This is a genomic window from Lysinibacillus sp. G01H (assembly GCF_028872195.1).
Lineage (GTDB): Bacteria > Bacillota > Bacilli > Bacillales_A > Planococcaceae > Lysinibacillus > Lysinibacillus capsici.
The window spans coordinates 3,895,635-3,919,272 of sequence record NZ_CP118397.1; the positions used below are offsets into that span (position 1 = coordinate 3,895,635).

Genomic DNA, 23,638 nt, shown 5'->3' on the forward strand with positions numbered 1-23,638 from the left:
ATCTACTTAGAGGAAAGAAGCTAAGAACGCAATGTTAGCAATTGTTGCTCTGCTTGTTGGCGTTTGACCATTTGTTCATCACGTAATTGCTGATAATTGGCAATGCCTGATATAATAGTATCCCACATTTCTTCAAGAGTCTGGGTAGTGCTGGATTGTTGAGCCATGGCAGTACTTAATTGCACCGCTTCCTTACTAGCTCCCCCAAATTGCTTCATACGATCTTCAAAGGCAGAGGCTGATTGACTTTGTAATTGTTGACGTCTTTCATTAACTGCATTCATCAAACCCATTTTAAAAACAGGAATGGTTTTAACAAAAGCCCCATTAATTTGTTCAATCAATTCACGGTTACCATTACGTAGCATATCGATTTGAGGGGCTGTGATAATAGCCACCATACGTGATTTTTCTAAATCATCTATTTTTTGCTGGAGCATCTCTGCAATAGCTTGCAAACGATTTAGCTCCATTTTCGCCAGCTGATTACCTGCTTCACTCTGTTTTTCATACATCGGAATCAATGTTGTTTGGACTTCATGAAGTTTCATGTCAGTTGCTACGATATACTTTTCTAGCTCAAGATAGTACATGAGGTCTTCTTGATATAAGCGTGCAAGTACTTGATTATCCTTTGCTAATTCCTCTTCCATCAGTACAAATTGATAATGGATTTTCTCAATATCTCTCCCCAGTCCATTGTATTTCGTAAATAAATCGCCATCATTTTTGGACTTACGTGCAAATAGCTTTTTAAAAAAGCCCTTTTGTTCTGTAAAATCTTGTTTGTCGAATGTCTGCATAAGGGCTTCAAGCTGCTTAAATAATTCATTTGATTCGAAAGATGTTGACTGAGTGATGATGGCTAAAATTTGATCTGCAAATGTAGCTAATTTTGTAGACGGCTCTTTTCCCAAAGCTAATAGCTCTATCTGATTTTTTATATTGATTTGATTGGCAATTTGCCGTACCTCTGCATGATCCCGTAACTGTTCTTTGAAGGCTTCTGCTGTTTCCAGTGTCAGCTGCTTCAGCGTCAACGAGTTATTTGACATTCATGCCGCCTCCTTTCTATCATCAAAAAAAACGATTAAAGAGTTTTTTTATGATTTTGTCGGGTGCAGTTTTCTGTGGCTTTGGTTGTTCATAGTACAAGTCAAACAGCATATGCTCTAAACGATGCACATCGTAACTATCTTCTTGTAAATGTTTTTCTAAATCTAGTTGACCTGTCGGATTATAAAACACAATATCCACACCAAATCGATTTAAAAACCCTAATAATGCCATATCCTCACGTGATAAAGCTGGTTGTTGAGGTGCTTGATATAATACCACCTTCGGTACCTCTTGTGAATAATCAAAGCTTTGTAGTAAACGAAGGATCTCCTGTGGAATCATCGTCATCTGTTTAAATAAAAATAACTGTAAATCATATAAGGTCTCATTTGGCTGCTGTTTCAACATAGGCTGCTCACAGGAAGTTTTTATCGTGTGTGCAATCGCACGCTGTAGCTCCAATGTTAACTCACCGTATTGCCACCAATCACTTTGCATAATACGATCTACTGACAGTTCTCCATTTACTAGGCAATGCTTATAGTGAAAGTGAAAATTGGCTTTACTCGTTGGTGAATAGGGGAATTTCTGGACAAAAACCGTTTGCGGACTTGCTAATAACTGATGCATATAATACCAGTATTCTTCCCGTCTGCTCGAAACCCCACTAATTTTGGCAAATATGACTGGAATGACAATCTCATCCCCAACTACTTCAAACTGTGGTCGAACCAAAGCTTTCTCTTTTGCATAAATAAATATATCATCATATGTCATCCGTAATGTTAAGGAGCGTGGCATAAAATCTTTAAACTGCCAAGGCTTATAGACACCTGATTGCTGATCATGCATTAATTGCTCAAAATGCTGACTAGATCGATATCCAACCGTTGCCTGCCGGTCACGCAACTTATCAGGAAATGGCTGTAAAGTTGTTTGATTGGCATATGCATATGTGATAGAGAAAGTATCATTAGGATCAATCTCAGCAAATTCATCTATTTTAGCTGGATGAAAAATTAACACATCACAACCGAGCTCCATTAATAACAATAAGAAATAGCGCTGACTTAGAGTTGCTTCCCCATACCAAACTACTTTAGGAAAATCATCTGTTGGTTTCATGGATTTTGTCCATAGAATCCAATGGTTTTTTAACCATTTCACCATATCAATTAAAAACCGGCGAAAGTCATTTGCTAGCAAACCTAACGATTGCTGTTTTTGAAAGAGCTCTACTACTTTAATGGTTGCTAACTGTAAATGGCGATTCATTACACTGTCATCATGCTTAGGAATTAATTGATAACCATACATCATTGCCACTAAACGATTTATAGATAGTCCTTGCGGAGTTTGTTGATGCTGCGAAAGGATTGTTTGTATTGCCTGAAAGTCTTTTGGTTCAATATGTTTATTTAATTCTTCACTTAAAATATGGATGTTAGTGTTCTGTGACAATGTAAATAATGAATTGAAATAATCATCTTCTTCGATTGGTATGCCCAATACACGAACAGCAATTCTACTAAAGCTCACTTGCTGCTCTGTTGTTTCATAAAATGCACGATCCTTTGGTGAATCTTGAAACGCCTGTAGCCAATCATCAGGATGACGCTCCAACACTGATTTAATTGTGATTGTTTGCATACAAACGCACCTCCTAAAAATCATCCTCAGCCTATGCTAAAGCATTCATTTGTCATAGGATGTCTCACCTAATGACAACAAAAATATTTGAACATCTATACGATCGTTTGTTGTGATGCCATCTGTAAAACTGTTTCCAATAAATTCTTTGTAAATGCTTCACCATTGTGAGGCGAGTAAGTTGTATTTTGTAAAAACTTTGGCTGTTTATCCTTTAAATCTCCATGATTTGGTGTAAAAGCTAAATCAGCCATTGCAAGCATGCCATAATCCATAATAGAATCACCTGCTGCTATATGCACATCGTATGTACAGAACTCTTTTATATATTCTATAGCCGCTTCCTTTGTCAGCACCTTAGGCATAAAATACAATTTTTTCCCTTGTAGCAGAACATGCCAACCATGCATATCAAACTCTTGAATCATCGCTTGTAATTCATCGGATGGTAAAGCATCAATATCTACATGATGTACATAAAAAAGCTCATCTATATACAGAGATCGTTGTAGCCATGTATCAGATTTAATCGTCTGAAAAAGCTTTAGCATATCCATACGAGGGATCGAGGAATCTTCAATACGTCTAGATAATGTTTGTGTCCACTTTTCATATGGCTGACCCTTTTCTACTATTGTACCCCCATTGCTTGTAATTGCAAAAGCAGGGCATAAATCATAAATAAAATGGATTCTTTTATATTGATGTAAAGCTCTTGTCGTAACAGGTACAAATAAAGTTTGTTGGTGTACCTGTTGCAATAGAGGTGCTGTTGCCTGTGTCATCATACTCATTGCTGTTTCGACCTTGTGTTCAACGACAATTGTCTCTGTAGCTGGCGGAAACATCTCCATCATGCGTTTAGAATAAATAAGGGTTCTATCTAAATCAGATGTAAATAATATCATCATATTCTCCTCTATAATTCTTTGATCAAACCACAACATGCATAGGACATATTCGAATACTCTTCAACCATTACATTTTTTTCCTGTGCTAATAATAAAATATGTTTCAATTCATGCATGTACTGTGGATTAATTAAAATCTTCCAAGGTATCCTTCGCAGCAAAACTCTTGTCGTTTCGCCAACACCTGGTTTAATGAAATGAATATTATCAATACCAAAATCTCGTTGAATTGTTTGCACGGACTTCATACCCTCCCAAGTAATTGGAGAGATTTCTTGCTCTTGAATTTGTTGCACAATTTTATTCTGTACTTGTTCAAAACATGTGACGATACGTTCTATGTACAGCTTGGAGACATCTACGGCCTCTAATTCTTTGTAGTATTTTGCACCATGAAAATCGTTTGCATCCATAAACTGCAAATTTAATACCGTTCTACTCACTAATCCAGATACAGTCGAATTTAAACAAGCAGATGGTATTAAAAAATCCTCACGAGTTCCATAAATAGCGGCACAATGCCCTGGATCAGCCAAAACAGCTAAATCAGCACTTAACTGTTTTTGATATTGTAAATTAAATTTTTGGCAGGATTGAATTAATTCATTGGTAATTGCCCCTTTTCCTGTCCAACCATCAATAAATTGAATACTTCCTAGAGGATGCTGTGTCAAAATATAACGAATTGCCGTTTCATCAAACCCACGACCTCGCAGTATAGAAATGGAGTAATGTGGAACATTCACATGATAATGCATAGCTATATACCGTTTGATTAAAATACCGATGGGTGTACCTGCACGAGCTAAACTCACAAGAATTAAATTTTCTAACCCTCTATTTTCAATGATTTGCTCTGCCACTACTCCAACGGCGATTGCTATTCTTTCTTCATGAGCATCTAGCGCTTTATAAAAAAGATTCATATAGGTATCAGATGGTTGCTTCTCCACTGGCAGCATTTCAGAATAATGTATGCCCGATTGAATGAGCTGTTCACGTTTCTCATTATCCATTTCAAGGAATGCACTTCCAATATCACGCAATAAAAAAATAACGTCCTCCGATGCATAACTCCCCATTTTATCTGGCTGCAAAGTCGATATCATCGTTCTACCTCCAATTCATGCATACTAATTACGTATACTTTGGCGTTAGTGGCTTCTTGCAATGCCTTTACCACACGAGCAACTACCTCTTCACTTGCTATACGTTCCACTATGAAAAAAAGTTCCGTGTAAGACTGGCTTTGAAGATTATATAAAAAATTAGTCACCCCGTTATTTTCTGGACTTTCGAAGGCTATTTTTTCGTTAATCGTATATCCTAAATCATCCGTACAATAGATTGGACTACGAGTAGTCGACTGAAAGTAAACATCATTTCCCAAATAAGAGGCAATTTGCATAGGAACATACATGAATTCACCCGTGCCAATAACAAGCGCTGGCCCATTTGTTCTTAGTTCTTGTAATTGCATAGCAATAGCTTGAATCGTTTGCTTTTGGTCAACATGCTGTTTTGACGTGAGCATAAATCTCCCTGTTGCTAGTAAATAGGGGTGCTTATTTATTAATCCATTCTCCGCAACAGATCGATAGAATTTGCGATCAACAGATACTTGAATTGGACAAATGTCCATATCTCGTGCAACTTGTGTTAGTAAGTTTGGTTGTGTACTGGTTAAGCTTGGCGTGCCTGAACAGCTAAAATTCCCACACATAATGGAGATGAATTGTATAGAGATATCCCATTGTACTTCTAATTGTTGAAAGATTGTTTGCTGCTGTTGGGAACGCCAATCTAAAATAGATAGTACCGCATATTGTCTCACTAAAGGAAATTTCTGTCTTAATGTCTCAATAATATTAATGACCGTATTTCCAGTAGTAATTTCATCATCAATTAACACAATGCGCTTAGCTTGCAGTAAAAATTCTGGTTCCTCCGTATAAATTCTATGGCTTGTCGCATGTGAATGTTCTTCCTCAAACGTAACAAATGGCTCAAAATCTGGCAACACTTCACGTGTTGTGTGGATATACATAGCATTCGAGTGAAAGGCATTAAATACTGCGTGACCAAGTGCTGTTGCCGTCTCAGCAAAGCCAATAAACAATGTTTCATCCGTTAATTCTAGGGTTCCCTCTATGGATTTTTGTACTTCATCCAAATTAGCTCCGTCCTTTAAAGCTTTAACGACAGACGAAGCCATTGCCTTTTGCCCAGTAAGATGCTGATGATACAGCATAGCTAAAAGAGTTCCTGTCAGTAAAGGGATTTGCGGACGGACAGCCAAATGTTTGCCTAGTACCGTGCTTACAAACAAAAATTGTCTCTTCTTATTAATTCGAGCCGCCATTCTAAACAAGTCGGTTAGCGCAAAATTATGCGGATTGTTGGTAATTTCAATATCAATTGAATAATTCGGTAAAATGCTTAATTTACTCATTTGTTGTTGCATATACACTACCACCTATTTCAGACTGTAATAAAAGTGAGGCAAAATCGACAGATTCATGATAAACACCATAGACATGAGCCTGTTTTAAAATCCGTTGTGCCCATCTCATATGTGGCTTAATTTCATTCATTTTATTAGCATAGTGACTTTTCATAACACCTTTTTGTCCATCATTATTTTCTATAATACTTAGCGCATCTAAGTATTCCTCATACGAAATCGCATAGAGGGCATGCACAACACGGATATGGCTCGGATGAATAATTGTTTTTCCCACTATGCCATTTTGTTTATCCATTAAAACTTCTTTCATTAATCCATCTAAACAATCGTCTAATAACGCTTTCCTTGTATCAAGCGCACCTTTCTCACTAAATGGTGTCACTCTAAGTGCGGGCTTTAATACACGCTGATTATTAAAATACTCCCACACAGGCCCAGAAATAATAAAACCATCTTCCTCACGCCCTAAGATATTGACAATATCTGCAATACAATCTCGAATGACACTAATATCATAAATGGTAGAATCCATACGGCGGCGAATTCCGTAAATACCACAAAAATCGGTAGCTCCAATTCGTACATTTAATACACGGGCTTTGTATTGATGTAGAACTGCTTTAATGTCTAATAATGCTTCCATGCGAGATTCCTTATATAGTACCTCACGACTTTCTAAAATCGGCATACCATATAAAATTAAATCATTTTCTAAAATGGTTTGTTCAAGCAACTCAAAATAACGGGCACCCTCTTCGGCTGTAAACTTTGGAAAGACATAGCCAGTTAATATTTCTTGCTTTTTCCCTAAAACAGTTGTTAGCTTTTGAAACTGCTCAACATGACGTACTCGAATAAAAAGTAATGGGAGCTCCTGAAGTAATAGCTGTTTTTGCTGATAGAGTGCATATAGTTCACTAATATCCTCTATCAACTTAGCTTCACAATCTACTAACTCTGCATCTCCAACTGCATCCTCCAAATCAATGACAAGTGATGTGAGTTCCTTATATTTTTGTGATCGGATTAAGCTCACAATCGTAGGCATGGAAGCTGGCATATACAAAGTCGCACCTAGGGCATATGACAAAATTTCCGACGTTTCCCATTTTGTAAACGGCTGTGGCTTCTTATAAAAAATCGTTTCTGCTTCTGTTGCAAAGTGTTGCATCTAATCCTCTCCCCAGTAACTATGCCTTTTGTGAAAAAAGCACTGTATCAGCCTGTTCCATACAGACTAATACAGTGCCTTGTTTACACTGCTGTTTTCTTTTTCAACTTGTAAACAACAAATATCAATAAGAATGCAGCTATTAAAATAATAACAAAAATTTCATGCGAAGGATGGTAGCCCCCAAATACTAACACACATTTTCGGTGCATTACGATAAGCCCCTGTTACATCTGCTAGTTTAAAAACTGTGCATATGTATTTACTATCTCATTTAATACATCTACATCAGATCCTCCACCATGCACCTATGTCCCATAGTTACTGTAGGCCATATGCATTGATTAAAGCAGCTAGTCCACCCTGGTAACCTGAACCTACTGCAGCAAATTTCCACTCACCATTATGTCGGTACAGCTCACAAAATACTACAGCCGTTTCAATGCTGAAATCTTCGCCTAGATCGTAACGCAATACCTCTGATCCCGACTCTTCGTTCGTCAATCGTACATAGGCATTTAAGACTTGCCCGAAGTTTTGATGACGTCCCTCGGCATCGTAAATAGTAACCGTCACTACAATTTTTTCAATTTGAGGTGATACTTGCTTTAAGTTGACAAGAATTTTTTCATCATCCCCATCCCCTGCACCTGTACGATTATCTCCTGTATGGACAACTGACTGGTCTGGGCTCGATAGATTATTATAGAAAATAAAGTCCTGTTCATTACGACATTTACCTGAAGCATCTAGTAAAAATACAGATGCATCCAGGTCAAAGTCTTGTCCACCATCAAATTGCTTTACATCCCAGCCTAAACCAATGCCAATGCTATTTAAGCCTGGATCTTGCTTTGTTAAATCAATACGTTGCCCTTTACTTAATTGTATAGCCATTCAAAAATCTCCCTTTCTGTCCAAAGATGAAATTTTAGTTTACACTTAAGCCATAATCATTACATAAAGCAGCTAAGCCACCTTGATAGCCTGCACCAATCGCATTAAATTTCCATTCTCCGTTATGACGATATAATTCCCCTACAACAATAGCTGTTTCGATACTGAAATCCTCGCCTAAATCATAGCGAATAATTTCTTCGTTGGAAGCAGCATTCATAATACGAATATAGGCATTAGACACCATACCGAAGTTTTGACTGCGAGACTCTGCATCATGAATTGTTACAGTGAAGGCTAATCGCTGAACATGAGCAGGTACTTGAGTTAATGCCACTTTCACCACTTCATCGTCACCTTCGCCTACACCTGTTAAATTATCGCCTGAATGCTCTACTGAACCATTGCCACCTTTAGTGTTGTTATAAAAAATAAAATCATTTTGATCTGAAACTTTACCTGTATCAGCAAGTAAAAATACAGAGGAGTCTAAGTCAAAATCATGACCACCATCATATTTATTTGTATCCCAACCTAAACCTACAACAACATTCGTTAACCCTGGATTTGTTTTAGTTAAATCTACCTTTTGACCTTTTTGTAATGAAATGCCCATAATTTTTATTCCTCCTATTTAGTCAATTATTTATTGATATCTTCGAACAACGTCGCCAAGCTTTATGTCATTTGTTCCCGTACCAACCGCAGCAAATTTCCATTCGTTATTATGTCGGTAAATTTCTCCACATACTAACGTCGTTAAATTTGAATAATTATCAGTTAAATTATAGCGAATTAGTTCGCTTCCTGTCCTATCATCATACACACGAATATATGCATTATGAATCATACCGAAGTGTTGATTGCGACCTGCCGCATCATAGATGTTTACAACAAACACAAGCTTGTTATATTGCGAAGGTACGGACGATAGTTCAATTGTAATTACCTCATCATCACCATCGCCGTCACCTGTTAAATTATCACCTGAATGTCGAACAGAACCGCAGCTACTTGTTAATTTCCCGAAATAAACAACATCGTCACCCGCTACAACCTTATCATCTTGTAACATTAATACCGAAGCATCACAGTCGATACTTCTGCCACTGCCACTATTTCTGCTAGAAAATAAACCACCTAAAAAGCCGCCACTTTTCTCTTGGCCTACAGGGTCCCACCCTAAACCAACTTTAATTTTATTTAATCCTGCGTTACCCTTTGTTAAATCCACTCTTTGTCCTTTTTGTAAATTAATCCCCAATTCTAACACCCTCCTAAAATATGTATTTCAGTCGAAAGATTTTATGGTAAGCAATAATCTACTAAGCTATAAGATTTCTACTTAAAATTAAGTCTAAAATAACGTGACAAAAAATTCAATTAATGGCTCCGAAAAGGTGTTTTCACTTATTTTAGAAAGCCCCTCACGCCTTTTTCTATAACATAGAACGTTTTTGTAGTAAAAATGTTCCTTTTATATCCATTGGTCCAAGCAGCTAAAAAACCTTCTAACTTGTAGAAGGCTATGTTTCTATTTACTAACTTTTCATTTTTGGATCTAATGCATCTCGTAGTCCATCCCCCATTAGATTAAAGCCTAATACGGTTAACATAATAGCTAAACCAGGGAAAATCATCGTCCACGGAGCATTTAATAAAAACTTCCGTGCATCCGCTAGCATTTTTCCCCATTCTGGTGCTGGAGCTTGAGCCCCTAGCCCAAGGAAGCCTAATGCTGCCGCTTCAATAATAGCTGTCGCAATTGCTAATGTCCCCTGTACAATTATTGGCGTTATGGAATTCGGCAAAATATGCGAAAATAGTATTCGTGCATCACGCATACCAATTGCTTTTGCCGCTACTATATACTCCTCTTCCTTGACACTTAAAACTTTAGAGCGGATTAAGCGCCCAAAATTCGGTACGTTAATAATAGCAATGGCGATTAATGCATTTTGTAAAGATGGACCCAGCACTGATACTACTGCAATCGCTAGTAGCATACTAGGGAAAGCTAGCATAATATCAAAAATACGAGAAATTATCGTATCGACCCATTTTCCATAATAACCTGCAATGATGCCAAGTAAACTACCAATTATCACGGACAAAATAACAGAGAAAAAGCCTACCCATAGTGAAATCCTTGCACCGTGAATGATCCTCGAAAAAATATCCCGCCCAAAATCATCCGTTCCAAACCAATGATCAGCGGATGGTGCCAGTAAACGTTTCGTTAAATCTTGTTCATTGATGCCTTGTGGTGCAATGAACGGACCAATGACAGCTAGTAAGATAAAAAATATAACAATTCCTGCTCCAACAAGGGATACTTTGCTCTTTTTAAAACTACGCCAGCCTTCGAGCCATGGACCTACTGCCTTTTCTCGAACTGGTGCTACTTCTTTTTTTATATCGATTGCTCCAGTCATCATTGCAACTCCCTTCTATTTGTATTTAATCCGTGGGTCGACTACTGTATACAGTAAATCCACGATTAAGTTAATCATGATGAAAATAAATGCAACGATGAGAATACCTGATTGAATAACAGGATAATCCCTGAAGCCAATCGCATCATAAATATAACGACCAATTCCTGGCCAACTAAAAATCGTTTCTGTTAAAATGGCCCCACCTAACAGTAATCCTGTTTGTAGACCAATTACCGTTAACACAGGAATAACCGCATTCTTTAATGCATGCTTATAAACAACGATAAACATTTTTTGTCCTTTTGCTCTTGCAGTCCTTACGTAATCTGAACGCATAACTTCCAGCATGGAGGACCTTGTGATTCTGGCAATGATAGCCATTGGAATCGTGGCAAGTGCTACTCCTGGTAATATTAATCGCTTTATGACTTCGATGAATTGATCAAAGCGTCCTTGAATGAGCGTATCTAGTAAATAAAAATGGGTTATGGCGGTAATTGGATTTCGTACATCTTCTCGACCAGATGTAGGTAACCAACCAAGCTTACTACTAAATGTCCACTGCTCCATCAATCCAAGCCAGAACACAGGTACAGATACACCGATTAACGCTATAATCATCGCTGTATAATCAAACCAAGAATTTTGGAACCATGCAGAAATAATGCCAGCATTCACACCAATAACGATCGCAATGATCATCGCAAATAGTGCAAGTTCGGCCGTTGCTGCTAAGTATGGGAAAATTTCTTCTGATACAGGTAGTTTCGTACGTAGGGAAACCCCTAAATCCCCCTGAAAAATACCTGCTAAGTAACTAAAATATTGTGTATACCACGGCTTATCTAATCCTAAACTTGCGTTTAACGCCTCGACCGCCTCTTTTGTTGCCTGTTGTCCTAAAATAACCTGTGCTGGATTTCCAGGGATTGCCCGTATCAACATAAAGACGATAAAAGTCATTCCAAGCAAAACTGGGATTAGTTGAAGTAAACGTCTCCCCATGTAGTGAAGCATTTTCATCACCTCTCTATGATTTTCATAATCTACTGTGAAGTCTTTATATACTGTTGAAAGGTTGAGCCTTCACTAAACGGTTTTGAATGTTTAGTTGAATTCTTTCATACAGGAAATAATCATGATCTTTACTTGAAAAGAATCTGCGAGATTTCCACGGCTTACCCGCAGAAAAGCAAGCAGATTCTTCACATTCCTTTGTTCAATTAAAAATGATGAAATTTACTATTGAATATCTACTGCATCTAAACGGTCAGAGCCAGTAGGATGCGCAATGTAATTTGTAACTTTCTTGTTAGCAGCTAAAATTGGAATAGAGTGAGCAAGTGGAACCCATGGAGCATCCTCAGAAATAATTACTTGAGCTTGCTTATAAAGTTCATTACGCTTGTCTTCATCGATCTCAGTTTGAGCAGCTGTTAATATCTTGTGTAATTCTGGATTATCATAGAACGTATAGTTATTAGAACCAATATTATCGGCGTCTAATAACGTGTATAGGAAGTTATCCGCATCCCCATTATCGCCTGTCCAGCCAAGTAGGAATGCATCCGCTTCACCATTTTGAGCTTTTTCTAAATACGTAGCCCATTCAAATGACACAATTTTAGATTTAATACCTACGTCTTCTAAGTTCTTTTGAATCGCTTCAGCCACTTTTTGTCCATCTGGCATGTATGGACGTGGTACTGGCATTGCCCATAGCTCAATTTCCTTGCCATCATAGCCTGCTTCAGCAAGTAATGCTTTCGCTTTTTCAGGATCATACGTATAGCCTGTCACTTCATCGTTATAACCAGAAATTACTGGTGGCATTGGGTTTTTCGCTGGTTCAGCTAGCCCTTCATAAAACGCATCCACTAATGCTTGTTTATCAATTGCATAGTTGACTGCTTGACGTACTTTTACATTATCAAAAGGTGGACGTGTAACAGTTAAACCAAGGTAGCCAACGTTCATAGATGGACGTTCGATTAACTGTAAATTTGCATCGCCTTCAATTGTTCCTTTATCAGAAGGACTTAAGCCATCAGCTACATCAATATTGCCTGCTAATAAATCATTTAAACGTGCTGAGTTTTCTGGAATAGAACGATAAATTACTTTATCTAATTTAGGATACCCATCAATATAGTAATCTGGGTTTTTCTCAATTGTGATTGAGTCATTACGTACCCAGCTAACAAACTTGAATGGACCTGTTCCTACAGGATTTGCAGATAAACCTTCTTCATCTGCTTCAAATGCTGTTGGAGAAGCAATTGCAAAAGGAGACATTGCTAAATTTTTTAAAAATGGTGCTTGAGGTTGACTTAACTTAAAGACAACTGTGTAGTCTCCCTCTGCAGTTACTGATTCAATTACTTGCTTGTCACCAACGACAAATTGTGAACTAAAGTAAGGGTGTTTATCTGCACCTGTTTTCCAACGTTCAATATTCTTAACAACAGCCTCAGCATTGAAATCTGTGCCATCATGGAATTTCACACCTTCTTGTAGCTGGAAAGTATACGTTAAACCATCCTCTGATGCCTCCCATGATTTGGCTAAGCCTGGTTGAATTGTTACATCTCGTTCTCCAAAGTTTACAAGTGTTTCATAAATATTAGCTGTCACTGTGAAGGATTCACCGTCTGTAACAACAGCAGGGTCAAGTGCTACAGAATCTCCACCCCGACCATACACTAAAATTTTTGGTTCTCCACTGCTAGCTGTATCGCCACCAGTTGAAGTATCTTTACTACCCGTATCCTTGGTATCTGAGCCGCCACATGCTGCTAAGATTGTCGAGAGAATAAGGAGTAGCATTACACCTAAAGTCCAAAACTTCTTTTTCTTCATCGAATTTCCCCCTATGAGTTTTTATATCATTTAATGTTGGAGTGCCTCGTAAAGATGGCAAGCAACATAATGACCTGGTTTCACTTCTTGCATTTTAGGTATTACCTGTGAGCACTGATCCTTTTTAAACGGACATCTCGTATGGAACGTACAACCGCTTGGCGGGTTTGATGCACTTGGAATATCTCCTGAAATGATGATCTGCTCCCGTTCAAACGTAGGATCTGGAACAGGGACCGAAGATAAAAGTGCCTGTGTATATGGATGAAGCGGTTCAGCATATAAGTCCTCACTCGCTGTCAGCTCAACTAATTTACCTAAATACATAACGCCAACTCGATTACTAATATGACGCACAACCCCTAAATCATGGGAAATAAAAATATAAGTTAGCCTCAAATCCTTTTGCAGCTTTTGCAATAAATTCAAAACCTGTGCCTGGATGGATACATCAAGTGCAGATACTGGCTCGTCCGCAATAATTAAGCGTGGATTAGTCATCAAGGCTCTAGCAATGCCGATACGTTGCCTTTGCCCTCCACTAAATTGATGCGGATAGCGCTTGATATGATATTCATTCAATCCAACAATCTCAAGTAGCTCCAACACTTTCTGTTTTCGCTCTTTGGCATTACCTATCCCATGAACAATAAGAGGCTCCTCTAAAATTTTGCCGATGTTATGGCGAGGATTTAGTGAGGCATAGGGATCCTGAAAAATCATTTGAATATCTCTACGTGCCTTCCTCATTTCGTTATTGGATAATTCTGAAATCATTTTACCTGCGAATTCTATCTTACCTCCAGTTGGCTCCAGTAAACGCATTAATAAGCGACCCGTTGTGGATTTGCCACAGCCTGATTCGCCAACAATTCCTAATGTTTCTCCTTCAAACACTTCAAAGGAAACATCATCTACGGCCTTTACATCCCCGGCATGTGAATGAAGGACTCCTTTTCGAATCGGAAAATACTTTTTTAACCCCTCAACCTTTAATAACGCTTTCGACACGTTGCTCCACCTCCTGCTTCTCTAGTAAAAAACATCTCGATTTATGATTCTCTGCTGCTTCAAATAAAGGTGGTGTTTCCTGTAAACAACGTTCCATTGCATATTCACAGCGTGCCGCAAAACGACAGCCTACCTGAATACTTCCTGGTTTCGGTACACTTCCAGGAATGGAGTATAAATTTTCCTTTTTATAACGCATGTCAGGTACTGATTGAATGAGCCCTTGTGTATAGGGATGTTTAGGATTAGTAAAAATTTCATGAATCGGCGCCTCTTCCACTATTTGTCCTGCATACATAACAATCACTCGCTCACAAGTTTCCGCGACAACCCCCAGATCATGTGTAATTAACAACACAGCTGTATTCAATCGTTTATTTAAGTCTTTCATAAGCTGTAAAATTTGGGCTTGTATCGTAACATCCAATGCAGTTGTAGGCTCATCCGCAATCAATACTTGAGGATCACAGACAAGTGCCATAGCAATCATCACACGTTGACGCATACCGCCAGACAGCTGATGTGGGTAGTCCTTTAGCAATTCCTCAGCACGTGGTAGACCTACCAATTTCATGATTTCGACCGCTCTTGCAAACGCTTCCTTTTTTGTCCATTTTGGATTATGGATTAATATAGCCTCCTTTAACTGATCACCAATCGTGAACAAAGGGTTTAGCGAAGTCATGGGCTCTTGGAAAATCATTGCAATGTCTTTTCCACGTATTTTTTGCATTTGTTTATCCGTACATTTAGCAATATTTTTGCCATCTAGCAAAATTTCTCCACCCGTTATTTTACCTGGTGGTGATGGAATTAATCCCATGATGGACAGCGACGTAACACTTTTACCACTTCCCGATTCTCCTACAATCCCTAAAATTTCTCCTTCATGGACAGAAAAATCGATATCGTCTACAGCAGGAATTTGCCCATTATCTGTGAAAAAGGTTGTTTTCAAACCTTTTATTTCTAGTAGTTTTTTCCTCATGTGTAACGCCCCACCCTACCTATATTTTACTTAAATGTATAATAATATTAATAGAATACTATAACTTTCGTTAAATTCCTTATTTTCAGATAATTCTAACTAAAAATCCTTACTCTTTCAATCATTAATATTCTGCAAATTACATAGAATTCCTACAATAATCGCCTTCGATAATAATAAAATCTTATAAAGAGATAATTTTTAACATTTTTCAAAAAAAAATAGCCTTCCATTTTCGAATAAATGAAAGACTTTTTTGAAAAAAATTCTTAAACCGTGTAATTTACGGAAAATTTTAATCTAAATGCTGCACTTGGAATAAATTATAATATGTCCCTTGACTGTTCATTAACTGTTCATGTGTTCCACTTTCGATTAATTGACCATGATCGATGACGAAAATCTTGTCAGCATGGGTAATTGTAGAAAGACGGTGCGCAATAATAATAGTTGTTCGTTCATGAGCAAGCTTGTCTAACGATTCTTGAATCAGTGCTTCACTTTCCAAATCTAATGCAGAAGTAGCCTCATCAAGGATTAGAATTGGTGGATTTTTTAAAAACACACGCGCAATGGCAACTCGTTGTTTTTGTCCGCCAGAGAGCTTTACTCCTCTTTCTCCAACCTTTGTGTCATAGCCATTAGGCAGACTCATAATAAAGTCATGGGCATTTGCCGCTTTCGCTGCTTCGATAACCTGTGCATCTGTTGCATCTGGTTTCCCCATTAAAATATTCTCTTTGACAGAGTCACTAAAAAGTATATTATCTTGCAGGACAATACCAATTTGAGATCGTAAGGAATGTAAAGTGACATCCCGTACATCTTTTCCATCAATGGTCACTTGCCCGCTTGTTGTATCATAAAAGCGAGGAATTAAACTGATAATCGTTGACTTACCACCACCACTCATCCCTACAAAGGCAACAGTCTCTCCAGGATTTATCGTTAAATCTATAGCATCTATAATAGGTGAGCCAGTTTCTTCATATTGGAAGGATACATTTTGAAAGCGAACCTGCCCATTTGCACGTGGGAGTTCAAGAGCATAGTCCTTATCCTTCACTTCATAAGGCTCATCTATTAAATCGAACATTCGATCCATTGAAGCAATTGACTGTGTTAAAGTTGTGGAAGAGCTAACAAGTCGACGAAGTGGGCCATACAGACGTTCAATATAAGCAATAAAAGCAACCATTGTTCCAACTGAAAGTGACCCATTTATTACTTGATAGCCCGCGTAGGCTATAACTAGTAATGGCGCTACATCTGTAATGGTATTGACGACAGCAAATGATTTTGCATTCCACTTTGTTTGATCAAGCGCTTTTTCTAAAAACTCACCGTTTGCTGAATCGAACAATTTTTGTTCATGCTTTTCTAAAGTAAAGCTTTTAATAATGCTCATACCAGCTACACGTTCATGTAAATAGCTTTGTACACCTGCAAGAGCTTGAGAACGTTTCCGTGTTAAATCTCTCAATTTGCCAAAAAAGTACTTCACACTGAAAGCATAAAATGGAAATGCGATTAACGCTACTAGTGTTAGCTTCACATCCATGGTTAGCATAATGGCAATCGCAATTACAATCGTCGCCAGATCTAACCAAACATTCATTAACCCCGTCATGACAAAGGTCTTTGTTTGTTCAACATCATTAATTACCCTTGAAATAACATCCCCTGCTCGTGTATTGGCATAGTACCTTAAGCTTAAACGCTGTAAATGTGCATAAATTTCCTTACGAATATCAAATAGCACCTTGTTGCTTACGTGTTGTGCAAAATATTGTCGATAATACTCAATAGGTGGACGGATAATAAAGAACACAATAATAGTGCCACCTAGCCAATAAAATAGTTCTTTTGTTTTTTCTACATCTGTTAAGTCATCTGCTGCAATAATATCGTCTAGCACAATCTTAATGAGCAGTGGAATAAATAGTGGAATAGCAAATTTTACTATACCAATGATAATCGTTAAAATAATTTCCCATGTATATGGTTTAACAAAGCGCATATATCGCTTAATGCTTCCCAATTTATCATCACATCCTTACAAAAAGAAACAGACATTCGAAGATGAATGCCCTAAGTATTATAGCAATATTTTGACTAAAATACAGTTATGATGACTTTATAGCGAACTATTTTACCTTTGCCTTACCAACACTCTGCTCCCCTCCAATAAAAAACACCTATTAGTTAAACTAATAGGTGTCATGATTGATCATCTGACTGCATATCAAGCTGGAACTTGTAACGATTTGTCCAGACATCGATGAAATCGGGTGCAAATGGTCCTCTTTTTTGTTGAATCCAGCTTATTAATTTATCGACATTGCGCTTTAAAATCTTATCTATGACATCAGGATAAGACATTTCCTTCCGATGGAGCTCATATTCATCCTCGTCTAAAAGTGTATAAGACATGTCAGGAAAAACTTTAATATCTAAATCATAGTCGATATATTTAATGGCATTATTATCGAAAACAAATGGTGAGCTTAGATTGCAATAATAATACACACCGTCTTCACGTAGCATACAGATGATGTTAAACCAGTGTTCCGCATGGAAGTAGCAAATAGAGGGCTCTCTCGTTAGCCATGTACGACCATCGGATTCTGTTACAAGTGTCCGTTCATTCGCACCGATTACGATATTTTTCGTTCCTTTTAAAACCATCGTTTCTTGCCAAACACGGTGGATACGGCCATTGTGCTTATAACTATGTATTTGTATCGTTTCTCCTTCTACCGGTAATGCCATTTTGTTAGCCCACCTTTTCGTCTATGCTACCTAAATCTAGCAGTCTCTAGTATATTATAGCAATGTGTACGCGAAAGGTGTAGTTAGAAAACCACAAATTTCACTACGCTATTTTGAATTTGTATAAAATTTAGTCAATTATAAGCGAATTTTAATATAATGTCAGCTTTGATGGGATTTTTTAGTTAATGCTATAGAGGATTTCCTTTTATGCTGACCATTTACTTACCTAAACAATTTGAAAGGGGCTGTCTTTTTCATCTTTTCGGATTTAAGACAGCCCCTTAGAGGTAAATGCAATTATGCAGTTACAAAGTGTTACTCACCTAAATCTTGGTTAGTTTTTGAGAAACGGCCAGAAGCTGGAGCTTTCTTTTGCTCTGCTTTCGCATTTTGCTTTTGCACTTCATTTACGTCCGTTTCATAACCAAACTCTTCACTTTGACGTTGCATGTTTTTATTCGGTTGGAAATTTTGGTTGTTTTGTTTTTTCATCATTCATTCACCTCCACGCTAGTTATTGTGTACGGAGGTGGTGACTTTTATGCTCATGAATCAGTGATTTTTAAGAAGGATTTATTTTCCTGCCGTTTGCTTTTTTACTTCATCCCAAATTTTTAGCATAGGCACAGGCATCGGTAAAAGTTCTATTTGCTCATAGTTTAGCCAATCACCTAGCTCAGTCGATTCGCATTTTATATAATAGCTATTTAAATGCCAAGTTAAATGTGAAAAAACATGTTTAAATGTAAGCAGTTCATATTTGGCCTGGATATTTACTGTATATTCCTTTGTAAAATTTTCTGCTGAAGATTGGCTTGTATCAATCATTGGAAATTGCCATAGATTAGCGAGCAAGCCTTCCTCAGGACGTTGTTGCATTAAAAATTGTCCTTTGTCATTTTCATATACGAGCACATCATATGTGAGATGCTTCATTTTTGTCTTTTTTGATTTGACAGGTAATTTTTCTGGTTCTCCCTCATTAAAAGCTATGCAATACTCTCTTACTGGGCATAATAAACATTTTGGAGAGGTAGGTGTACAAATAAGTGCACCCAGCTCCATTAAGCCCTGGTTAAACGATGAAGCATGATCAGGATCAATTAGTTCCTCAACCGCACTTTCGAAAATTTTCTTCGTTTTGGGAAGAGCTATATCTTCATGTATATCAAGCACTCTACTTAGAACACGCATAACATTACCGTCAACTGCATGTTCAGGCTTATTATAGGCAATACTTAAAATAGCACCTGCAGTATAGGGACCAACACCTTTTAATTTAGATATTTCATGGCGATTGTCAGGTACTATACCACCGTAATTTGCTAAAACCTCACGAGCACCTGCTTGTAAATTGCGAGCACGAGAATAATAGCCAAGGCCTTCCCAATGCTTTAATAAGTATTCTTGGGGTGCTTCCGCAAGCAAATCTAATGTTGGAAAGCTTTCCATAAAGCGATTGTAATAAGGAATAACTGTGTCGACACGTGTCTGTTGTAGCATCACTTCAGATACCCAAATTTTATAAGGGTCTGTTGTGTGTCTCCACGGTAAATCACGCTTCTCTGTGTTAAACCAGTCAACTAATGATTGTCGAAATTCTGTTACATATGGGTAATTCACAGTGACCTCCGTTGTTTTTACGATTTAATTTATGATGAAAAGGGTATACAATGAAGAAAAGAATATTCGCGGAAGATCGACAACAATCGTCGCTTTCGCACGAATGTTAGAATATTTCAATATACCTTTTATTATGTTTGAAATAAAGTTGTATGCACATTGTACTCGATTTTAATGCATACTAGGAGTGGATATTTTTGGATTCAGGTACACATTTCGTTATGGGTATTGCCCTTGGCGGTCTTGCATTAGCTGACCCTGTAGTTGCCAATCATTCAATGACTTTTACAGCAGTAATGGCAGGTACAATTATTGGCTCACAAGCTCCAGATGTCGACACTGTGTTAAAACTACGTAATAACGCCATCTATATCCGACATCACCGAGGAATTACACACTCACTACCAGCTGTAGCTATTTGGCCTATTTTAATTACATTTGTTTTATCACTGATTTTGCAAGATGTGAATGTGTTACATTTATGGCTTTGGACATTTTTAGCTGTCGCACTTCATGTTTTTGTCGATATTTTTAACGCGTATGGAACACAAGCAATTCGACCTTTCTCTCGAAAATGGGTTGCGTTAGGTGTCATTAATACCTTCGATCCCATTATTTTTTCCTTACATTGTGTCGGTATTGTGTTATGGGCATTTGGCACAAATCCAGTATGGACATTCAGTATCATGTACGTGGTTATCGTGATTTACTATATTTTACGATTCGCTGTGCAAAAAGCGGTAAAAAACGCGGTGCATCATACTATTCAAGATGAAGAATATGTCATTGTAGCACCTACTATGCGCTTCTTCCACTGGCGAATCGCAGCCAAATCCAAAACTCATTATTATGTTGGCCGTGCTTATGGAAGGACTGTTAATATTTATGATAAATTTGAAATTAAGCCTTTGCCTAAAACTGCGCTTGTAGATGCTGCAATGAAAGATCCTAACTTAGCTGCATTTGTGTCTTTCTCTCCTATGTATCGATGGGAGATTTCCGAGCTTGAAAACGGCCTAATAGAAGTAAGGTTAATCGATTTGCGTTACCGTAGTGACAATCGTTATCCTTTCGTTGCTGTAGCACATTTAAATGATGCTAATGACATTATGACGTCTTACACAGGCTGGATCTTTACAGAAGATAAGCTTCAGAAAAAATTACAAATTGGTGCAAGTAATTAAGCAGTAAACCCTGACCAATATTGGTCAGGGTTTTATTATTGTACCATATCATCACTAGCATCTAGTAAATGTATATACTTCGGATTGCGACCTGCAAAGGCATGTAGTTTATCACCATAGCTAGCAATTAATTGACGAACAAGATTTTCTGTATACTCTGCCCCACGATAATCATATCCTGCTTTCGCGGCAGTTGATTCAAAGTCACTCCATAACAACTCCACCCAAACCTGTGCCCGTCCAACAGACATCTGAGGATTCTTTGCAAGTAACTCTGCTGTTAATTTCTCAATTTTTTCATCCATTTTATTTGCCCACCTTTACTGGGGAAAGGATAGATACTGGTAGTGCCTCTTGGTATTTGTCTCCGCCTAAACGATGACCCCAAGCAAAGCGTCCCTTCAAATAATCTACTTGGAAAAATTCATTATCTGAACCATCAATACGATACATTTCTCCTGGAACGATCGTATCAAGATCCACTAAATAAGCCGCAGCCATTAAAGCTTTGCGTTCATAAACAGCAAACTCATTGATGATTCCTAGCTGTTCTGCCTTTCGAGCTTTCTCTTTTAGAAAGGCAATTTCCTCTCGCAATTCATGTTCAGACATAGCAGCATAATTTTTTTCACTCATTCTTCATTCTCCTTCTCTTCTATAAAACGATCTATTACTTCTATAGGAAAACCCTTTTGATAGAGCGCCTGTTTAACCTTCATTTTTAGCTCATAACCAGTATACTTCGATACGTACTTTTTCCAAACTTTTTCGCCTTGAGCATCAAGTAGCTGCTGCCAGTTGTCATCATCCTGCCCTATCTCAACTTGGCTAAGCACCTCTTCTACAATCGAGAAAGCATACCCTTTTCTTAATAAGTAATCCTGAATTTTGGTCTTAATTTGTGTTGGGGTCTTCTTGCTCTCCGCTCGAACAATTTTCTCTGCCAGTTGCTTCGCCAGTTTTACTTGTTCCTCAAAACTATATGTAGCAAGCACCTCATCCTGCAAGTTTTTCTCAATGCCTTTTTTGATCATGTCTTGTCTAATGGCTCTTGGTCCTTTTTTCATAGTAGCTTTCTTTGTATCAAGCAGAGCCTTTGAATAGTTTTCATCATTAATAAAGCCATAGGATTTTAACTTTTGGATTGCCTCTAACACTACAGCTTCTCCAAATTCTAAGGTGAGCAGTTTTTTCTTAACCTCATGCTCACTTCGCATTTGATATGAAAGGAAGTTTAATCCCTTATTAAATGCCTTACGTATCTCATCTTCATAGGCAATCTCTTGAATTTCGAATTCATCGAGCACCTTCCCCTTTGTTAAACCAAATTGAATGAGAATGGCTTCATCAACAGGAAAAGCATATTCTTCATTTAAATAGATATTATAGCGTTCAGGATTGTTTTTTTGACGTGCAATTTTTGTAATCATACGCATAGTAAACACCTCACTATTATCATTATAGCATTTCTTTATGGGGGAACTGACAAACAGCACGGTTAATTTTCCTATGTCACGGGCATTCTTTTCCCTTCCACGGGTAAACTTCCTGCTCTGCAATAAATGCCTAAAGATGTTTACTTTTTTGGTTACATGATAAAATTATTAGGAAGCGTTTTATTCGAGAAAAGAGGTGCATGTTATGAAAATAGTGATTGCAGGTGGCACTGGCTTTGTTGGAAAAGCCCTTATACAGCTTTTGCAGGACAACGGACATGACATTTTTGTCCTAACGCGTCATGAGTCAAGGCTCGAAAATGGCGTTCACTATGTTCAATGGCTACATCAGCATGAGCAAGCTTTGACAATCTTTGAAGGTGTAGATGCCTTTGTGAATTTAGCAGGTGTTTCATTAAATAATGGTCGTTGGACAAAAAAACAAAAGAAAGCTATCTATTGGAGCAGAATGAATGCCACATCAGAGATTGTACGAATAATGGACATGCTCACGATAAAACCAAAAGTCCTTGTCAATGCTAGTGCGGTTGGTATATACCCAACTTCCACACAAGCCATCTATGATGAAGATTTTACGGATTACGCAACTGATTTTTTAGGCACTACAGTCCACGATTGGGAGCGACATGCGAAACGAGCAGAAGCATTAGGTATTCGTGTGGCTCTTGCACGTTTTGGTGTCATTTTAGGTAGAAATAGTGGCGCACTTCCACCAATGCTATTGCCTTATCAAATGCATATAGGTGGCACGATTGGCTCTGGAGAGCAATGGCTTTCATGGGTACATATTGAGGATGTAGCACGTGCTATTTATTTCGCTATTACAAATGAAAATATTCATGGACCATTTAATATAACAGCACCGCATCCGATGAGAATGAAGGAATTTGGTCAAACGATTGCAGAAGTCATGGGCAGACGTCATTGGCTGCCTGTTCCTAGCTTTGCGATGCGTTTAGCTCTCGGCGAACAAAGCACACTTGTTTTAGAAGGACAACAAGTGCTACCAACCCTATTAGAACAACAACATTTTATATTTAAATACCCTTATCTAAAGCAAGCACTTGAAAATTTGTTAAAGGCTCAAAATTAGAAAAAATTAAGTTGGATAATTTTTTAATAATTACGCATTCTAATGAAAAAGAAAG

General features: G+C 37.8%; 24 protein-coding genes. 2 read left to right on the forward strand and 22 right to left on the reverse strand.

Features of this window, described 5'->3' with window-relative positions; all coding sequences use genetic code 11:
* Nucleotides 1-20 precede the first annotated feature (20 nt).
* The 19 genes from PSR12_RS19870 to mutY form a co-directional block, all read right to left on the reverse strand.
* The gene (locus tag PSR12_RS19870; RefSeq protein WP_221682847.1) at nt 21-1,055 is read right to left on the reverse strand and encodes a toxic anion resistance protein; all 1,035 of its coding nucleotides are present in this window, start codon (nt 1,053-1,055) and stop codon (nt 21-23) included.
* Nucleotides 1,056-1,077: 22 nt separating this feature from the next.
* The gene (locus tag PSR12_RS19875) at nt 1,078-2,709 is read right to left on the reverse strand and encodes a YceG family protein (protein WP_274770237.1); all 1,632 of its coding nucleotides are present in this window, start codon (nt 2,707-2,709) and stop codon (nt 1,078-1,080) included.
* 95 nt (nt 2,710-2,804) lie between these two features.
* Nucleotides 2,805-3,617 (reverse strand): HAD family hydrolase, encoded by an 813-nt coding sequence (locus tag PSR12_RS19880; RefSeq protein ID WP_221682845.1) that lies wholly within the window; start codon nt 3,615-3,617, stop codon nt 2,805-2,807.
* Nucleotides 3,618-3,628: 11 nt separating this feature from the next.
* Nucleotides 3,629-4,729 carry a cysteine protease StiP family protein gene (locus PSR12_RS19885; RefSeq protein ID WP_221682844.1) on the reverse strand — a complete coding sequence of 367 codons (1,101 nt, stop codon included), beginning with the start codon at nt 4,727-4,729 and terminating at the stop codon, nt 3,629-3,631.
* A complete protein-coding gene (locus PSR12_RS19890; protein WP_221682843.1) occupies nt 4,726-6,084 on the reverse strand; it encodes a phosphoribosyltransferase family protein in 1,359 nt (452 codons plus the stop codon). Before PSR12_RS19890 ends, PSR12_RS19885 begins: the two co-directional genes overlap by 4 nt.
* Entirely contained in the window at nt 6,065-7,258 is a 1,194-nt protein-coding gene (locus PSR12_RS19895) for an HpcH/HpaI aldolase/citrate lyase family protein (RefSeq protein WP_274770240.1), read from the reverse strand. The genes PSR12_RS19890 and PSR12_RS19895 overlap by 20 nt, the downstream gene beginning before the upstream one ends.
* An 83-nt stretch (nt 7,259-7,341) precedes the next feature.
* Nucleotides 7,342-7,470, reverse strand: a complete 129-nt coding sequence (locus PSR12_RS19900) for a hypothetical protein (protein ID WP_255601706.1) — start codon at nt 7,468-7,470, stop codon at nt 7,342-7,344.
* Nucleotides 7,471-7,579: 109 nt separating this feature from the next.
* Nucleotides 7,580-8,155 (reverse strand): TerD family protein, encoded by a 576-nt coding sequence (locus tag PSR12_RS19905; protein WP_004230495.1) that lies wholly within the window; start codon nt 8,153-8,155, stop codon nt 7,580-7,582.
* A 34-nt stretch (nt 8,156-8,189) separates the two neighbouring features.
* Entirely contained in the window at nt 8,190-8,771 is a 582-nt protein-coding gene (locus PSR12_RS19910; protein ID WP_221682841.1) for a TerD family protein, read from the reverse strand.
* Between the two features lie 30 nt (nt 8,772-8,801).
* Nucleotides 8,802-9,419, reverse strand: a complete 618-nt coding sequence (locus tag PSR12_RS19915) for a TerD family protein (protein ID WP_048394762.1) — start codon at nt 9,417-9,419, stop codon at nt 8,802-8,804.
* Nucleotides 9,420-9,696: 277 nt separating this feature from the next.
* Complete coding sequence (gene nikC, locus PSR12_RS19920; RefSeq protein ID WP_221682840.1) at nt 9,697-10,593, reverse strand: nickel transporter permease; 897 nt, start codon at nt 10,591-10,593, stop codon at nt 9,697-9,699.
* A gap of 12 nt (nt 10,594-10,605) precedes the next feature.
* On the reverse strand, nt 10,606-11,610 hold the full coding sequence (locus PSR12_RS19925; protein WP_004230491.1) for an ABC transporter permease: 1,005 nt from the start codon (nt 11,608-11,610) through the stop codon (nt 10,606-10,608).
* A gap of 225 nt (nt 11,611-11,835) precedes the next feature.
* Nucleotides 11,836-13,452, reverse strand: a complete 1,617-nt coding sequence (locus tag PSR12_RS19930) for an ABC transporter substrate-binding protein (RefSeq protein WP_257520547.1) — start codon at nt 13,450-13,452, stop codon at nt 11,836-11,838.
* Nucleotides 13,453-13,482: 30 nt separating this feature from the next.
* On the reverse strand, nt 13,483-14,463 hold the full coding sequence (locus tag PSR12_RS19935) for an ABC transporter ATP-binding protein (RefSeq protein ID WP_221682838.1): 981 nt from the start codon (nt 14,461-14,463) through the stop codon (nt 13,483-13,485).
* A complete protein-coding gene (locus PSR12_RS19940; RefSeq protein WP_274770244.1) occupies nt 14,438-15,451 on the reverse strand; it encodes an ABC transporter ATP-binding protein in 1,014 nt (337 codons plus the stop codon). The genes PSR12_RS19935 and PSR12_RS19940 overlap by 26 nt, the downstream gene beginning before the upstream one ends.
* Nucleotides 15,452-15,746: 295 nt before the next feature.
* Complete coding sequence (locus tag PSR12_RS19945) at nt 15,747-17,492, reverse strand: ABC transporter ATP-binding protein (RefSeq protein ID WP_274770245.1); 1,746 nt, start codon at nt 17,490-17,492, stop codon at nt 15,747-15,749.
* A gap of 179 nt (nt 17,493-17,671) precedes the next feature.
* On the reverse strand, nt 17,672-18,223 hold the full coding sequence (ntdP, locus tag PSR12_RS19950) for a nucleoside tri-diphosphate phosphatase (RefSeq protein WP_004230486.1): 552 nt from the start codon (nt 18,221-18,223) through the stop codon (nt 17,672-17,674).
* A 318-nt stretch (nt 18,224-18,541) separates the two neighbouring features.
* Complete coding sequence (locus PSR12_RS19955; protein WP_004230485.1) at nt 18,542-18,721, reverse strand: gamma-type small acid-soluble spore protein; 180 nt, start codon at nt 18,719-18,721, stop codon at nt 18,542-18,544.
* Nucleotides 18,722-18,799: 78 nt separating this feature from the next.
* Nucleotides 18,800-19,849 carry an A/G-specific adenine glycosylase gene (gene mutY, locus PSR12_RS19960; RefSeq protein ID WP_274770247.1) on the reverse strand — a complete coding sequence of 350 codons (1,050 nt, stop codon included), beginning with the start codon at nt 19,847-19,849 and terminating at the stop codon, nt 18,800-18,802.
* A 197-nt stretch (nt 19,850-20,046) separates the two neighbouring features.
* Between mutY and PSR12_RS19965 the strand changes: the two genes are divergently transcribed.
* Nucleotides 20,047-21,033, forward strand: a complete 987-nt coding sequence (locus PSR12_RS19965; RefSeq protein ID WP_257520549.1) for a metal-dependent hydrolase — start codon at nt 20,047-20,049, stop codon at nt 21,031-21,033.
* 35 nt (nt 21,034-21,068) lie between these two features.
* Here the strand turns inward: PSR12_RS19965 and PSR12_RS19970 are convergent, their stop codons facing one another.
* Genes PSR12_RS19970 through recX form a run of 3 tightly spaced genes read right to left on the reverse strand, consistent with a single transcriptional unit; the run spans nt 21,069 to nt 22,469 of the window.
* Nucleotides 21,069-21,338: a YfhJ family protein gene (locus PSR12_RS19970; protein WP_016995383.1), complete on the reverse strand. Its 270-nt coding sequence runs from the start codon at nt 21,336-21,338 to the stop codon at nt 21,069-21,071.
* A 1-nt stretch (nt 21,339) separates the two neighbouring features.
* Nucleotides 21,340-21,669, reverse strand: coding sequence for a YfhH family protein (locus tag PSR12_RS19975; RefSeq protein ID WP_036076977.1), 330 nt, complete (start codon nt 21,667-21,669; stop codon nt 21,340-21,342).
* A complete protein-coding gene (recX, locus tag PSR12_RS19980; RefSeq protein ID WP_274770251.1) occupies nt 21,666-22,469 on the reverse strand; it encodes a recombination regulator RecX in 804 nt (267 codons plus the stop codon). Before recX ends, PSR12_RS19975 begins: the two co-directional genes overlap by 4 nt.
* A gap of 205 nt (nt 22,470-22,674) precedes the next feature.
* Here recX and PSR12_RS19985 point away from each other — a divergent pair, with 205 nt between their 5' ends.
* A complete protein-coding gene (locus PSR12_RS19985) occupies nt 22,675-23,583 on the forward strand; it encodes a TIGR01777 family oxidoreductase (RefSeq protein ID WP_221682833.1) in 909 nt (302 codons plus the stop codon).
* Nucleotides 23,584-23,638: the final 55 nt, after the last annotated feature.

Excerpts from the sequence above, each read along its gene's own strand:
- PSR12_RS19870 (WP_221682847.1), bottom strand. The coding sequence starts at position 1,055 with ATGTCAAATAACTCGTTGACGCTGAAGCAGCTGACACTGGAAACAGCA.
- PSR12_RS19875 (WP_274770237.1), bottom strand. The coding sequence starts at position 2,709 with ATGCAAACAATCACAATTAAATCAGTGTTGGAGCGTCATCCTGATGAT.
- PSR12_RS19880 (WP_221682845.1), bottom strand. The coding sequence starts at position 3,617 with ATGATATTATTTACATCTGATTTAGATAGAACCCTTATTTATTCTAAA.
- PSR12_RS19885 (WP_221682844.1), bottom strand. The coding sequence starts at position 4,729 with ATGATATCGACTTTGCAGCCAGATAAAATGGGGAGTTATGCATCGGAG.
- PSR12_RS19890 (WP_221682843.1), bottom strand. The coding sequence starts at position 6,084 with ATGCAACAACAAATGAGTAAATTAAGCATTTTACCGAATTATTCAATT.
- PSR12_RS19895 (WP_274770240.1), bottom strand. The coding sequence starts at position 7,258 with ATGCAACACTTTGCAACAGAAGCAGAAACGATTTTTTATAAGAAGCCA.
- PSR12_RS19900 (WP_255601706.1), bottom strand. The coding sequence starts at position 7,470 with ATGCACCGAAAATGTGTGTTAGTATTTGGGGGCTACCATCCTTCGCAT.
- PSR12_RS19905 (WP_004230495.1), bottom strand. The coding sequence starts at position 8,155 with ATGGCTATACAATTAAGTAAAGGGCAACGTATTGATTTAACAAAGCAA.
- PSR12_RS19910 (WP_221682841.1), bottom strand. The coding sequence starts at position 8,771 with ATGGGCATTTCATTACAAAAAGGTCAAAAGGTAGATTTAACTAAAACA.
- nikC (WP_221682840.1), bottom strand. The coding sequence starts at position 10,593 with ATGATGACTGGAGCAATCGATATAAAAAAAGAAGTAGCACCAGTTCGA.
- PSR12_RS19925 (WP_004230491.1), bottom strand. The coding sequence starts at position 11,610 with ATGCTTCACTACATGGGGAGACGTTTACTTCAACTAATCCCAGTTTTG.
- PSR12_RS19930 (WP_257520547.1), bottom strand. The coding sequence starts at position 13,452 with ATGAAGAAAAAGAAGTTTTGGACTTTAGGTGTAATGCTACTCCTTATT.
- PSR12_RS19940 (WP_274770244.1), bottom strand. The coding sequence starts at position 15,451 with ATGAGGAAAAAACTACTAGAAATAAAAGGTTTGAAAACAACCTTTTTC.
- ntdP (WP_004230486.1), bottom strand. The coding sequence starts at position 18,223 with ATGGCATTACCGGTAGAAGGAGAAACGATACAAATACATAGTTATAAG.
- PSR12_RS19955 (WP_004230485.1), bottom strand. The coding sequence starts at position 18,721 with ATGATGAAAAAACAAAACAACCAAAATTTCCAACCGAATAAAAACATG.
- PSR12_RS19970 (WP_016995383.1), bottom strand. The coding sequence starts at position 21,338 with ATGGATGAAAAAATTGAGAAATTAACAGCAGAGTTACTTGCAAAGAAT.
- PSR12_RS19975 (WP_036076977.1), bottom strand. The coding sequence starts at position 21,669 with ATGAGTGAAAAAAATTATGCTGCTATGTCTGAACATGAATTGCGAGAG.
- recX (WP_274770251.1), bottom strand. The coding sequence starts at position 22,469 with ATGCGTATGATTACAAAAATTGCACGTCAAAAAAACAATCCTGAACGC.
- PSR12_RS19985 (WP_221682833.1), top strand. The coding sequence starts at position 22,675 with ATGAAAATAGTGATTGCAGGTGGCACTGGCTTTGTTGGAAAAGCCCTT.